The following is a 12,216-nucleotide window of genomic DNA, read 5'->3' as shown; positions in this document are numbered from 1 at the left end:
TATAAGAGACCGGTGCCGGCGGAGTGAGGGCGATGCGCCGCGTGAAAAGGGCGCTGCAGCTTGCCGGCTCCGCGGTGGCCATGCTGCTGCTTCTTCCTGCATTTGCCTCGGCCCTCGAGCCGCAGGACCGACCCGGCTTCTGCGGGTGCCCTGGCAGTGAGGCGCTGTCGGGCTGGAAGCTCAGCTACCTGAGGGCGATGTTCCAAGGGTGCGACGAGACGGTCGTGGCACCTGTTTACGGGCCAAAGGGCGGCTGGCATTCCTATGGCGCAATCGACGATGTCGACAGGCCGATGCTGCTGCGCTTGCCGACAGTGCTCAGGGTCGCCCGGGCGAGCGAGATTTTGATGTACGATCTACAGAGACCACATCAACCAAGCATTGTCTTCTATACCGAAGACAGGCTGGCCAAATTTCTACGCCCCGTGGTTGGCACAGCTCGTGTTTTCACGAACATAGGCAATTCGCATTTCACCACGGACTTCAATTTCTTCATTTCAGACCGCGCGGAGGGATTGGCTGAACTGAGGAAGCGGTTCCTGCCTGACGAGGCCAGGGACATCGCGTTCGATGTCGCGGATGGATGCCGTGTGCACCAAATCATGAATGGGCCGTGGATTCTCGCCACCCTTACGCTGGATGCCCGATCGCCGCCGATTTCCCGTTGTGCCGTAACGGCAGCTCTCATGCACTATGGTTTCCGGGGCTATTCCTACCTTTATTCCTCGGATCTCACGGAGACGGGATCCACCATCGAGGTGCCGGTCGAGGTTCAAGAGCGCTGGAGCAGGATCGCCGGCCCGCAGACGGAGCGCTTTCAGCCCGATCCCGGTGCGCCGGTGTGTCAGGTCGTGGAAGAACTGGTGTCATGGCAATAGGAACGCGCGACATGGACGCTGAAGCCTACCGTGCGCCACCGCGGCAGGCAGGTGCCGCGATTTCAGCGTCCGGGCGTCTCGCCCGTTCCGTTCTCATCGCCCTTCTCCTCCTCGCTATCTTCGCGCTGTCCGCCCTTGCGGTGCAGCCGGACGAGGTGCTGGGCGATCCGGTGCTGGAAAGCCGCGCCCGTGCCATCTCGGCCGAATTGCGCTGCATGGTCTGCCAGAACCAGTCCATCGACGATTCCGACGCCCCGCTCGCCCGCGACCTGCGCCTCATCGTGCGCGAGCGGCTGAAGGCGGGCGACAGCGACGGTCAGGTGATGGACTTCATGGTGGCGCGCTATGGCGAGTTCGTGCTGCTGCGCCCGGTCATGTCCTGGCGCAATGCCCTGCTTTGGGCAGCGCCGGTGCTGGTGCTGGCACTGGGCGCGCTCGCCGCATTCTTCGGCCTGAAGCGCCGCCGCGCGGTCGCGCCCCAGCGTCTGTCCGCCGACGAGGAAGCCCGCTTCAAAGCGCTTCTGGCGGAAGGGGAGGGGGCGCCCCCCGAAGGCCGCTGAGCCTTTGCGCCCGCGTCAGGGTGCGGGCGTCTTGATCATCTGGAGGAGCTGCTCCAGCGCATCCTCCGACGTGGCGCGGGGCCAGTCCGCCATCTGGTGACGGAAGAAGGTCTCCTGCCGCTTGGCGTAGCGGCGGGTGTCGCTTTGGCCCTCGGCGATGGCGGCGTCCAGCTTCATCGCGCCGTTGAGATGACGGGTCAGGGCCGGGGCGCCGTGGGCCTTGAGCACCGTACGCGACGGATCGAGCCCGCGCGCGGCCAGAGCGCGAACCTCTTCCAGCGCGCCCTGCGCCATCATGGCCTCGAACCGCGCATCGATGCGCTGGCGCAGCAGCGTGCGGTCCATCTCCAGCACGAGGCGCACGCAGCGGGACGCGTCCAGCACCGGGCGCGGCGCATCCTTCTGCCACTCCGAAAGGGAGCGGCCGGTGGCGGTGATCACCTCCAGCGCCCGCAACACCCGCTGGCGATCGTTGGGCTGCAGCCGGGCGGCGGTTGCAGGGTCCAAGGCGGCGAGGCGGGCATGCAGAGCGGCGCTGTCGAGGGCTTCCGCCGCGCCGCGCACCTCGACCCGCACCGCCTCCGGCACCGGCGGGATCTCGGCGAGGCCCCGCGTCAGCGCGCGGAAATAGAGGCCGGTGCCGCCGACGAAGATGGGGACCAGGCCCTGCTCGCGCGCGGCGCCAAGGGCGCAGGTGGCATCCGCGAGCCAGCGGCCCACGGAATAATCGGTGTCCGCATCCACGTGGCCGTAGAGGCCATGGGGCACGCGCGCAGCCTCCGCGACGGTCGGCCGCGCCGTGAGCACCCGAAGATCGCCATAGACTTGCATGGAATCTGCATTGAGCACGATGCCCGTGAGCCGCTCGGCGAGCGCCATCGCGAGGGCCGACTTGCCGCTGGCAGTGGGACCTGCGATGAGCACCGCCGAAGGCTCATTCCCCTTTTCGAGTACCGATATCGCCATGGCCTATGTCGCGACGCTGATTTCCAACCCATCTGCCCCGGCTTTGACCCGCGCGGCAATCCATGATGCGTGCGCGGTGTTGCCCGAGGCGCAGGATGCCGTGGTGCTCGCGCCCGACGTGGCCGTGGACATCCATTTCGCGCCGGCGCTGGGCACCGATGCCCGGGAACTCGCTGATGCCGTGCGCGCCGCCCTCGGGGATGCGCCCATCGACGTGGTGGTGCAGCTTGAGGCGGCCCGGCGCAAGCAGCTTTTCCTCGCCGACATGGATTCCACCATGATCGGGCAGGAATGCATCGACGAACTGGCCGACCTGGTGGGCGTGAAGGCCCATGTGGCCGCCATCACCGAGCGGGCCATGCGCGGGGAGATCGCCTTCGAGCCGGCGCTGCGCGAGCGGGTGGCGCTGCTGCGCGGCCTGCCGGCCGGCGTGGTGGCCGACGTGCTGCGCGAGCGCATCAGCCTCACCCCCGGCGGGCTCGAACTGGTGGGCACCATGAAGGCCAACGGGGCCTATACGGCGCTGGTCTCCGGCGGCTTCACCGTGTTCACCAGCGCCATCGCCGCGCGCATGGGCTTCGACGAGCACCGGGCCAACACCCTGCTCATCGACGACGACCGCTTCGTCGGTGCGGTGGCGGAGCCCATCCTCGGCCGGGAGGCCAAGCTTGCCGCCCTCGAGGAGCTGCGGGACCGCATGCACCTCGCCCCGTCCGAGACCATGGCGGTGGGCGACGGCGCCAACGACCTCGCCATGCTGCAGGAGGCCGGGATCGGCGTCGCCTATCACGCCAAGCCGGCAGTGGCGGCGGCGGCCCATGTGCGCATCGATCATGGCGACCTCACCGCGCTGCTCTACATGCAGGGCTATGCGCTGAGCGAGTTCCACACCGCCTGAGGCGGCGGCCCGGCGGGACCGGGCAGGCTCTCCACTGCCGTCATCCCCCGACTTGTCCGGGGCCGTGCTTGCGATCCATCGCCGCCCGGCATCGGTCGCGCAGTCGATGCTCCGGACAGGCCGGGGCACGACAGATCGGAACCGGGCCGGGCGCGAGGCCGGTGGTCCGGTTGGTTATCCGGCCGCCGCCTTCGCCGGCCCCGCGCCCCTCAGTTCAGCGGCACCGTGACGAATTCCTGCTTGCCCTCGCCGTCGGAGACGAGGAACAGGGCGGAGCGCTTGCCCTGCTTGCGCAGGGCGTCCACCTGCTTCTCCACGTCGGCGGGGCTCGCCACCGCTTCCTGGCCCACCTGCACGATGACCTGGCCGGCCTTGAGCCCCTTGTCGGCGGCGGGGGTGGAGGCATCGACCCCGGTGATGACCACGCCGTTGATCTCGCTCTTGATGGAATAGCGCTTGCGCAGTTCGTCGCTGATGGCCGACAGCTCGATGCCAAGGGCCTTCCTGGGCGCGACCTTCTGGGTTTCGGCGGCGGGCTTGGCGGTCTCGGGCTTGTCGTCCTCCGGCATGCGGGCGACCTTGAGGCGCAGGGTCTCTTCCTTGCCCTTGCGGACCACCACCACCTCCACCTCGGTATCGGCCATGGTGTCGGCAACCGTGCGGGTGAGGTCGCGGACCTCCTTGATGTCGCGGCCGTTGAACTTCACGATCACGTCCCCGGCCTTGATGCCCCCCTGGGCGGCCGGGCTGTTCTCCGAGACCACGCCGATGAGCGCACCGCGCGGCTTGCCGAGGCCGAGGCTCTCGGCGATGTCGTCGGTGACCGGCTGGATGCGCACCCCGATCCAGCCGCGGCGCACCTCCTTGAACTGCTCCAGTTGGGCCAGCACCGGCTTGGCGGTGGCGGCGGGCACCGCGAAGCCGATGCCGATGGAGCCGCCGGAGGGGGAGATGATGGCGGTGTTGATGCCGATCACCTCGCCCTCCATGTTGAACAGCGGCCCGCCCGAATTGCCGCGGTTGATGGCGGCGTCGGTCTGGATGAAATTGTCGTAGGGGCCGGAGTTGATATCCCGGTTGCGGGCGGAGACCACGCCCACCGTCAGCGTGCCGCCGAGGCCGAACGGGTTGCCGATGGCCATCACCCAGTCGCCCACCCGCAGCTTTTCGCTGTCGCCGAACGTCACCGCCGTGAGCGGCTTGTCCGGCTTCACCCGCAGCAGGGCGAGGTCGGTCTTGGCGTCGCGGCCGATCAGCTCGGCCTTCAGCTTCGAGCCGTCGTTGAAATTGGCGAAGATCTCGTCCGCATCGGCGATCACGTGATTGTTGGTCACGATGAGGCCCGACGGGTCGATGACGAAGCCCGAGCCCAGGGACGAGACGCGCCGTGAGCGCTGCTCGCCGCCGTCGTCCTGTCGGCGCTTGAAGAATTCGTCGAAGAAGTCCTCGAACGGCGAGCCCGGCGGCAGCTGGGGCTGGGGCACGGAGCGTGACGCCGCCACGTTCTGCGAGGTGGAAATGTTCACCACCGCGTCCATGACCCGCTCCGCCGCGTCCGCCACCGTGTCCGGCCCCTTGCCGGCGGCGGCGAGGAGGGGGGCCGGGCCGAAGGTGGAGAAGGTCGCGGTGAGGAGTGAGAAGGCGGCTGCCAGGACGAGCGCGGGCAGGCGGATGGCAGGAGCTGAGGCACGAAGCGGGTGGGGCATGTCTCTCCTCGACGCGGCGGTCGTTCCGTGAGGCTGAACCGGCCGTCGCGCGGGCGCAAGCCCCGGGCGGTCACGATCCGGCGTCGGCAGCACCGGAGCCGGGTCCACCCGGGCTCAACCGACCCGGCGGAGGGCCCGTCCCCGCATTCAGGACCAGAAGACGACCCGCCGCGGCCGGCATGCGGTCGGATCGGCTCCTGCTCACCGGTGAATCGGTGCGGTCGCAATGCGGCTAAAACGCGACCGCCCCGTCCACCGTGTCACGGGCGAACGGGGCGGTTGGCTGATTCCGAAGGCCGATGAGCCGCTCTCGCGGGCATTGGGGCGCCGGCCCGCGGCAACCGAGCGCAACACGCTCGCCGCGGCCGGGACACGATGCCCTGGGCCTCAGAAGGACCGCACGAGGAAGACCACCAGCACGCCGAGGGCGCCGACGCCCAGCCCCGCGAGGCGCATGGGCGTTTCCGGGGCGTGGAGCACGGCCTCCATGGCCCTGCGCCACGCCGCCGGGAAGGCGGCGAGGCACAGGCCCTCGATGGCGAGCATGAGGCCGAGCGCGGCAATCAGATCCTTCATGCCGCACTCGGCCCTTTTTTCAGTTGCCGGCCGTGGGGGCAGTGGGGCTCACCGCGCTCACGGGGTCCTGGAAGTAGCGGAAGAAGCGCGCATCCGGGCTCAGCAGCATGCGGGTGTCGCCGGGCTTGATGCTCGCTTCGTAGGCCTGCATGGACCGGTAGAAGGAGAAGAAGTCCGGATCGCGCCCGAACGCGTCGGCGAAGATGCGGTTGCGTTCCGCATCGCCTTCGCCGCGCACCTGCTCGCCCTTCGAGTTGGCCTCGGCCACCACGATGGTCACCTCGCGGTCGGCCCGGGCGCGCAGCCGCTGGGCGGCCTCGTTGCCCTGGGCGCGGATTTCGGCCGCTTCGCGCTGGCGCTCGGTCTGCATGCGCTGGAACACCGCCTGGCTGTTGGCCTCCGGCAGGTCGGCGCGACGGATGCGCACATCCACCACGGTGATGCCGAAGTTGGACGCCTCGCGGTTCACCTGCTCGGCGATCTGGTGCATCAGGCCTTCACGACCGTCGCGCACGACGCTGATGAAGCTGTTCTCGCCCAGCACCCGCCGCAGCGCCGAGTTGAGCACCGTGGACAGGCGCGAATTGGCGCCCTGCACCGTGCCCACCGACTGGTAGAAGCGCAGCGGATTGGTGATGCGATAGCGCGCGAACGCGTCCACCACCAGGCGCTTCTGGTCGGCGGCGATGACTTCCTGGGACGGATTTTCGAGGTCCAGGATGCGGTTGTCGATATAGACCACGCTGTCGATGAACGGCACCTTCCAGTGCAGTCCCGGCGTGGTGACGGGCGCCAGCGGGTCGCCGAGCCGCAGCACCAGGGCCTGCTGCGTCTGGTGGACGACGAAGGCCGCGGAATAGATGAGGACGAGGGCGACGACGCCGAGAATGGCGAGAACGCCACCGAGGATGGGATTTCTCATCGCGTGGCTCCCTGGGGCTGGGCGGGGGTGGCCGACGGGCGGCGGAGAAGGTCGTTGAGCGGCAGAACGGGCACGACGCCGCCTGACCCGCCGGTCGATGCGCCTCCTGGCCCCTGGCGCGCCGCGCCGGAATCCACCAGCACCTTGTCCACGCCGCCGAGCACGCGTTCCATGGTCTCGAGATACATGCGCTCGCGCGTCACCACCTTCGCCTTCTGGTACTCGTCGTAGATCTTGAGGAAGCGCGCCGCCTGGCCGCGGGCTTCCACCACGGTGCGCTCGCGATAGCCCTGGGCTGCGTTCTCGATGCGGGAGGCCTCGCCGCGCGCCTCGGGGAGCACCCGGTTGGCGTAGGTCTGCGCCTCGTTCTGGGAGCGCTCGGCGTCGGCGCGGGCGGCCTGCACGTCGCGGAAGGCGTCGATGACCTGGCTGGGCGGGTCCACCTTCTGCATCTGCACCTGGGTGACCTGCACGCCGGCCTTGTAGCTGTTCAGCACCTGCTGCATCAGCTCCTGCACGCCGGTCTCGATGTTCTGCCGGGCGCCGGTGAGGATGGGCTGGATGTTGGTGCGCCCGATGACCTCGCGCATGGCGCTCTCGGCCACCGCCTTGATGGTGCCCTCGGGGTTCTGGACGTTGAACAGGTAGTCCTGGGCGTTGGAGATGACCCAGAACACGGCGAAGTCCACGTCCACGATGTTCTCGTCGCCGGTGAGCATGAGGCTTTCCGCCGGCACGTCGCGCATCACGGGAGAGCCGCGGCGGGCGTCCTCGCTCACCTGCATGCCGATGTCGATGCGGTTGACGAAGGTGACCTTGGGGGTCAGTACCGACTGGATCGGATAGGGCCAGTGATAGTTCAGGCCGGGCTGGGTCGTGCCCACATAGCGGCCGAACTGCAGCACCACGCCCTGCTCGTCCGGCTGCACGCGATACCAGCCGGACATCAGCCAGCCGAACACGACCAGCGCGATGATGACGGCGATGCCCTTGGCGCCGAAGGAGCCGGGCATCATGGTCCGCAGCCGGTCCTGGCTGCGGCGGATCAAGTCTTCGAGATCTGGCGGCGTCGGTCCTGATGAAGAGGGTCCCGAACCCCAGGGACCCCGCGGCCCATTACCCCATGGGCCGCCACTTTGATTCTTCCACGACATCCGTCGTCTCCCGTGAGCGGTGCCGCCATCGGCACACGCGTCGCTGCGAGCCTCCGCCGGACCCGTGCGGCATGCCGCGCGGGTCCGATCCGACAGGCGGACCCATCCGAGGAGGCCAGCCCGGCGCCGGCGGACGCCGGCACCTGAAGCCACCCCGCCGGGTCGGGCGGTTATAGGAAACCGCGCGTCGCCTTTCAACGCGACGCGCGGTCAGCCTCGTTCGCAGATAAGGTCGAGCCGCCCTTTACGCAACGGGAGGGCTTGCCGCGGGAATGCGATCTCCCACGGCCTGAGTCCGGGCCGCCGTTGCCACGCCGCGATAATAATCGAGGACGAAGAGGCGGATGGCGGACGACAGGTTGCCTTGCGTCCGGGCGGAATCGATGGTCGCCACGAGGTCGGACAGGGTGAGCCGGCGGCCGCTGGCAATCTCCTTCAACGCCTCCCAGAAGGCGTCCTCCAGGCTGACGCTGGTCTTGTGGCCGGCGATGACGATGGATCTCTTAACCACGGGGCTTTTCATGTTCTTCCCTCTCGGTCAGGGCGTGGCCCTCAAGGTGGCGTCGCTGCCGCTCAAGCTCGTCTGCCAGCCTTTGACGCTCGGCCTTGGTCCGTCCGAATCGGATCCGGTTCTCATCGGCCGCCGTCTGCGCCGCCTGACGGACCCGCGCCTTGCGCGCCCGATGAAGATTGACCACGTCGCCCAACTGTTCCCTCACCTTGTCGCCGGTTTCCTCCGCACCCGGCGGCCGGTGATCTTCTACGGCCGGCGCACCGCGTCAGGCCCACGAGCCCCGAGATATTAATACCGCAGGGCGTCCAAAAGATATGGCGAATTCTTGGAGAGGTAACATCCACGGGCTACCACCCTGGAATTATTTTAGCCTACATGTCTAACTCCCCTGATGGCCGCCAGCTGTGCTATGAGCCCGCCGCCGCGAGACCATTGAAAGGCTAAGGCCATGAGCACCCGCATCGAGACCGACACGTTCGGTCCCATCGAAGTTGAATCCGACCGCTATTGGGGTGCGCAGGCGCAGCGCTCGCTTGGAAACTTCAAGATCGGCTGGGAAAAGCAGCCGCTTCCGGTGGTGCGCGCCCTCGGCATCGTCAAGCGTGCCGCCGCTGAAGTAAATCGCGACCTCGGCCGGCTCGATCCCAAGCTCGCCGACACCATCGTCGCCGCCGCGCAGGAAGTCATCGAGGGCAAGCTCGATGCGCACTTCCCCCTCGCCGTCTGGCAGACCGGCTCGGGCACCCAGTCCAACATGAACGCCAACGAGGTGATCTCGAACCGGGCCATCCAGATGCTCGGCGGGGAGATGGGCTCCAAGAAGCCCGTGCATCCCAACGATCACGTCAACATGAGCCAGTCGTCCAACGACACCTATCCCACCGCCATGCACATCGCCTGCGCGGAGGAGATCGTCCACCGGCTGCTGCCGGCCCTGCAGACCCTGCGCAACGCCCTCAACGACAAGTCGCAGCAGTGGGCCAAGGTCATCAAGATCGGCCGCACCCACACCCAGGATGCGACCCCGCTGACGCTGGGCCAGGAATTCTCCGGCTATACCCAGCAGGTCGAGAACGGCATCAAGCGCATCGAGCTGACCCTGCCGGCGCTGATGGAGCTGGCGCAGGGCGGCACCGCTGTGGGCACCGGCCTCAACGCGCCGGTGGGCTTCGCCGAGGCGGTGGCGGACAAGATCGCCGCCATCACCGGCCTGCCCTTCACCTCGGCGCCCAACAAGTTCGAGGCGCTGGCGGCGCACGACGCCATGGTGTTCTCGCACGGCGCCATCAACACGGTGGCGGCGTCCCTGTTCAAGATCGCCAACGACATCCGCCTGCTCGGCTCGGGCCCGCGCTCGGGCCTCGGCGAACTGTCGCTGCCGGAGAACGAGCCCGGCTCGTCCATCATGCCGGGCAAGGTGAACCCGACCCAGTGCGAGGCGCTGACCCAGGTCTGCGTGCAGATCTTCGGCAACAATGCCGCGCTCAGCTTCGCCGGCAGCCAGGGCCACTTCGAGCTGAACGTGTACAACCCGGTGATGGCCTACAACTTCATCCAGTCGGTGCGGCTGATGGCGGACGCCGCCGTCTCCTTCACCGACAATTGCGTGGTGGGCATCGAGGCCCGCGAGGACAACATCAAGGCGGCGCTGGAGCGCTCGTTGATGCTGGTCACCGCGCTGGCCCCGAAGATCGGCTACGACAACGCCGCCAAGATCGCCAAGACCGCGCACAAGAACGGCACCACCCTGCGCGAGGAGGCCGTCGGCGGCGGCTATGTGACCAACGAGGAGTTCGACGCCGTGGTCCGTCCCGAGAACATGATCTCGCCCGGCTGATCCCCGTCGGCATCACGCATCGGCGCGGCGGCATCCCGGGCGGGGTGCCGCCGCGCGCGTTTCCGGCCATGCTGGCGCCGCGCCGGATCCGTTTTTGCTGAAAGACGCACAAGGGAGAAGACCATGACCGATCAGAGGCCCCCTGATCCGACCCAGAGCGGCCTGCGCGAGGTGCCCATCGATGGGCTTCGTCCCACCCAGCTCACCCTCGGCCTCTCCGAGGTGAGGCGCCGGGCGAAGATCATGGCCGCCCTCTCCCGGCGTGACCTGCTGGCGCTGCTGGAGGAGAAGGCCGTGCCCTGCGTGCTCGGGCCGAAGAAGCGCCTCTACATGATCGACCACCACCATCTGTGCCGGGCGCTGCTGGAGATCGGCCACGACACGGTGATGGTGGGCCCGCCCCGGGCCGACTGGTCCAACCTCGACGTGCCGACCTTCTGGCACCGCATGGAGACGCAGGGCTTCTGCTGGCCCATCGACGTGGACGGCAACCGGCGGCCGTGCATCAAGATCCCCGAGCACATCAGCGAACTCACCGACAACCCGTGGCGCACCCTTGCCCGCGGCGTGCGCGGGAAGGCCTATTCGAACTTGGACACCCCGTTCCAGGAGTTCATGTGGGGCAACTACTATCGCTCCTTCATGACCACGCGGCTGCTGCAGAGCGACATCGAGCTGGCGGAGAAGCTGGCGGTGAAGCTCTCCCGCCTCGACGAGGCACAGGACCTGCCCGGCTATCTCGGTCCGAAGTAAGGGGGTCCTGAGGGCTGTTCCCAGGGACCTTTCCCGAGCTGCGCCGTGTTATAAGCGCGCCGAGACAGGGGAGGGGCCACATGATCACCGCGCTCAAGTCCACCGCACTCCAGCAGTTCGCCCGCCTGCGGGCGCCGCTTTTCGCCGCGTTCGCCGGCCTGATGCTGGCGGGCTGCGGGATCAACGTGATCCCCACCGAGGAAGAGCGGGCCAAGGCCGCCTGGAGCGAGGTGATGAACCAGTATCAGCGCCGCTCCGATCTCATTCCCAATCTGGTGGAGACGGTGAAGGGCTATGCGGCCCAGGAGAAGGACGTGCTGACCTCGGTCATCGAGGCGCGGGCCAAGGCCACCTCGATCCGGGTGGACGCTTCCACCGTCACCGACCCGGCCCAGTTCAAGCAGTTCCAGGATGCCCAGGCGGGCCTGTCCAGCGCGCTCGGCCGGCTGATCGCGGTGTCGGAAGCCTATCCGGACCTGAAGTCCAACCAGAACTTCCTCGCCCTCCAGTCGCAGATCGAGGGCACGGAGAACCGCATCGCCGTGGCGCGGCGCGACTATATCGAGGCGGTGCGGGTCTATAACACCGAGCTGAAGACCTTCCCCGGCCTGCTGTGGGCGTCCACCTTCTATCGCGGCTACCGGCCCATGGAGACCTTCACCATCTCCGAGCAGCAGATGCAGGTTCCGAAGGTGAAGTTCAACTGACGCGAGCGGAGGCGGCCATGGCCCGCCTGTCGATGCCCGGCCTGTCCAAACCCCGCCTGTCCATATCCCGCCGGTCTCCAGCGCGCGGGGCCGCCCGCCGCGCCGCGCCGGTTTTCCTGACGTTGGCTCTCTTGACGTCGGCTCTGTTGGCGCTGGTGCTCCTCGCCGGGGCGCCGGCGCGGGCGGAGCTGACGTTCCCCGCCCTCACCGGCCGGGTGGTGGATGCCGCCCACGTGCTCGATGCCGGAACCCTCGCGTCCCTCGACGCCAGGCTCGCGGCGCAGGAGGCCAGGGCCACCGACCAGGTGGTGGTGGCCACGGTCCCCTCGCTCCAGGGCACCTCGGTGGAGGACTATGCCAACCGCCTGTTCCGCTTCTGGCAGATCGGGCAGGCGAAGAAGAACAACGGCGTGCTCCTGCTCGTCGCCCCCACCGATCGCAAGGTGCGCATCGAGGTCGGCTACGGCCTCGAAGGCATCCTGACCGACGCCGTGGCCTCCACCATCATCCGCAATGCCATCGTCCCCGCCTTCAAGGCCGGCGACATGGCCGGCGGCATCGTGAAGGGCACCGACGCCATCCTCGAAATCCTCAACCTCGATCCCGACGAGGCGCGGGCGCGGGCCAAGGCGCTGGAACAGCTGGGCATGAGCGAGGAGGAGGTGGACAACATCCTCTTCCTCATCGCCATGATTGCCTTCTGGGGCTTCATCATCTGGCGGGTGACGCGGGGCGGGGGCGGGCC

General features: G+C 68.1%; 14 protein-coding genes. 7 read left to right on the top strand and 7 right to left on the bottom strand.

What is annotated here, in order from left to right; translation table 11 throughout:
• Positions 1 to 32: 32 nt before the first annotated feature.
• Positions 33 to 878: a hypothetical protein gene (locus tag K9U41_RS18515; protein ID WP_282642345.1), complete on the top strand. Its 846-nt coding sequence runs from the start codon at positions 33 to 35 to the stop codon at positions 876 to 878.
• Positions 879 to 889: 11 nt separating this feature from the next.
• On the top strand, positions 890 to 1,438 hold the full coding sequence (locus tag K9U41_RS18510) for a cytochrome c-type biogenesis protein (protein ID WP_282642344.1): 549 nt from the start codon (positions 890 to 892) through the stop codon (positions 1,436 to 1,438).
• 15 nt (positions 1,439 to 1,453) lie between these two features.
• Here the strand turns inward: K9U41_RS18510 and miaA are convergent, their stop codons facing one another.
• Positions 1,454 to 2,404 carry a tRNA (adenosine(37)-N6)-dimethylallyltransferase MiaA gene (gene miaA / locus K9U41_RS18505; protein WP_282642343.1) on the bottom strand — a complete coding sequence of 317 codons (951 nt, stop codon included), beginning with the start codon at positions 2,402 to 2,404 and terminating at the stop codon, positions 1,454 to 1,456.
• On the opposite strand from miaA, the gene serB reads away from it, so the two are divergent.
• Positions 2,403 to 3,302 carry a phosphoserine phosphatase SerB gene (gene serB, locus K9U41_RS18500; RefSeq protein ID WP_282642342.1) on the top strand — a complete coding sequence of 300 codons (900 nt, stop codon included), beginning with the start codon at positions 2,403 to 2,405 and terminating at the stop codon, positions 3,300 to 3,302. The genes miaA and serB overlap by 2 nt on opposite strands.
• Positions 3,303 to 3,511: 209 nt before the next feature.
• Here serB and K9U41_RS18495 read toward each other — a convergent pair whose 3' ends face one another.
• The 6 genes from K9U41_RS18495 to K9U41_RS18470 all read right to left on the bottom strand — a co-directional run bounded on the left by K9U41_RS18495 (position 3,512) and on the right by K9U41_RS18470 (position 8,358).
• Positions 3,512 to 5,008, bottom strand: a complete 1,497-nt coding sequence (locus K9U41_RS18495) for a DegQ family serine endoprotease (RefSeq protein WP_282642341.1) — start codon at positions 5,006 to 5,008, stop codon at positions 3,512 to 3,514.
• Between the two features lie 387 nt (positions 5,009 to 5,395).
• Positions 5,396 to 5,584 (bottom strand): DUF2065 domain-containing protein, encoded by a 189-nt coding sequence (locus K9U41_RS18490; RefSeq protein ID WP_282642340.1) that lies wholly within the window; start codon positions 5,582 to 5,584, stop codon positions 5,396 to 5,398.
• Between the two features lie 19 nt (positions 5,585 to 5,603).
• Positions 5,604 to 6,506, bottom strand: a complete 903-nt coding sequence (hflC, locus tag K9U41_RS18485; protein ID WP_282642339.1) for a protease modulator HflC — start codon at positions 6,504 to 6,506, stop codon at positions 5,604 to 5,606.
• Positions 6,503 to 7,660: an FtsH protease activity modulator HflK gene (gene hflK, locus K9U41_RS18480; protein ID WP_282642338.1), complete on the bottom strand. Its 1,158-nt coding sequence runs from the start codon at positions 7,658 to 7,660 to the stop codon at positions 6,503 to 6,505. Before hflK ends, hflC begins: the two co-directional genes overlap by 4 nt.
• A gap of 244 nt (positions 7,661 to 7,904) precedes the next feature.
• Positions 7,905 to 8,183 carry a ribbon-helix-helix domain-containing protein gene (locus K9U41_RS18475; RefSeq protein ID WP_282642337.1) on the bottom strand — a complete coding sequence of 93 codons (279 nt, stop codon included), beginning with the start codon at positions 8,181 to 8,183 and terminating at the stop codon, positions 7,905 to 7,907.
• Entirely contained in the window at positions 8,164 to 8,358 is a 195-nt protein-coding gene (locus K9U41_RS18470) for a DUF4169 family protein (protein ID WP_282642347.1), read from the bottom strand. The genes K9U41_RS18475 and K9U41_RS18470 overlap by 20 nt, the downstream gene beginning before the upstream one ends.
• 264 nt (positions 8,359 to 8,622) lie before the next feature.
• On the opposite strand from K9U41_RS18470, the gene fumC reads away from it, so the two are divergent.
• From fumC to K9U41_RS18450, 4 genes are all read left to right on the top strand, one after another.
• Entirely contained in the window at positions 8,623 to 10,011 is a 1,389-nt protein-coding gene (gene fumC / locus K9U41_RS18465; protein WP_282642336.1) for a class II fumarate hydratase, read from the top strand.
• A 123-nt stretch (positions 10,012 to 10,134) separates the two neighbouring features.
• On the top strand, positions 10,135 to 10,764 hold the full coding sequence (locus K9U41_RS18460) for a ParB-like protein (RefSeq protein WP_282642335.1): 630 nt from the start codon (positions 10,135 to 10,137) through the stop codon (positions 10,762 to 10,764).
• Between the two features lie 80 nt (positions 10,765 to 10,844).
• Complete coding sequence (locus tag K9U41_RS18455; protein WP_432715824.1) at positions 10,845 to 11,471, top strand: LemA family protein; 627 nt, start codon at positions 10,845 to 10,847, stop codon at positions 11,469 to 11,471.
• Positions 11,472 to 11,602: 131 nt separating this feature from the next.
• A partial coding sequence (locus K9U41_RS18450) for a TPM domain-containing protein (protein WP_282642334.1) occupies positions 11,603 to 12,216 on the top strand: 614 nt, incomplete at its 3' end.

This window comes from Xanthobacter autotrophicus, assembly GCF_029991245.1.
Classification (GTDB): domain Bacteria; phylum Pseudomonadota; class Alphaproteobacteria; order Rhizobiales; family Xanthobacteraceae; genus Xanthobacter; species Xanthobacter autotrophicus_C.
Note: the sequence above shows the minus strand (reverse complement) of the source record. Positions and strands in the feature narration are given on the sequence as shown.

Excerpts from the sequence above, each read along its gene's own strand:
- hflK (WP_282642338.1), bottom strand. The coding sequence starts at position 7,660 with ATGTCGTGGAAGAATCAAAGTGGCGGCCCATGGGGTAATGGGCCGCGG.
- K9U41_RS18515 (WP_282642345.1), top strand. The coding sequence starts at position 33 with ATGCGCCGCGTGAAAAGGGCGCTGCAGCTTGCCGGCTCCGCGGTGGCC.
- K9U41_RS18455 (WP_432715824.1), top strand. The coding sequence starts at position 10,845 with ATGATCACCGCGCTCAAGTCCACCGCACTCCAGCAGTTCGCCCGCCTG.
- K9U41_RS18490 (WP_282642340.1), bottom strand. The coding sequence starts at position 5,584 with ATGAAGGATCTGATTGCCGCGCTCGGCCTCATGCTCGCCATCGAGGGC.
- serB (WP_282642342.1), top strand. The coding sequence starts at position 2,403 with ATGGCCTATGTCGCGACGCTGATTTCCAACCCATCTGCCCCGGCTTTG.
- hflC (WP_282642339.1), bottom strand. The coding sequence starts at position 6,506 with ATGAGAAATCCCATCCTCGGTGGCGTTCTCGCCATTCTCGGCGTCGTC.
- K9U41_RS18495 (WP_282642341.1), bottom strand. The coding sequence starts at position 5,008 with ATGCCCCACCCGCTTCGTGCCTCAGCTCCTGCCATCCGCCTGCCCGCG.
- miaA (WP_282642343.1), bottom strand. The coding sequence starts at position 2,404 with ATGGCGATATCGGTACTCGAAAAGGGGAATGAGCCTTCGGCGGTGCTC.
- K9U41_RS18460 (WP_282642335.1), top strand. The coding sequence starts at position 10,135 with ATGACCGATCAGAGGCCCCCTGATCCGACCCAGAGCGGCCTGCGCGAG.
- fumC (WP_282642336.1), top strand. The coding sequence starts at position 8,623 with ATGAGCACCCGCATCGAGACCGACACGTTCGGTCCCATCGAAGTTGAA.
- K9U41_RS18475 (WP_282642337.1), bottom strand. The coding sequence starts at position 8,183 with ATGAAAAGCCCCGTGGTTAAGAGATCCATCGTCATCGCCGGCCACAAG.
- K9U41_RS18510 (WP_282642344.1), top strand. The coding sequence starts at position 890 with ATGGACGCTGAAGCCTACCGTGCGCCACCGCGGCAGGCAGGTGCCGCG.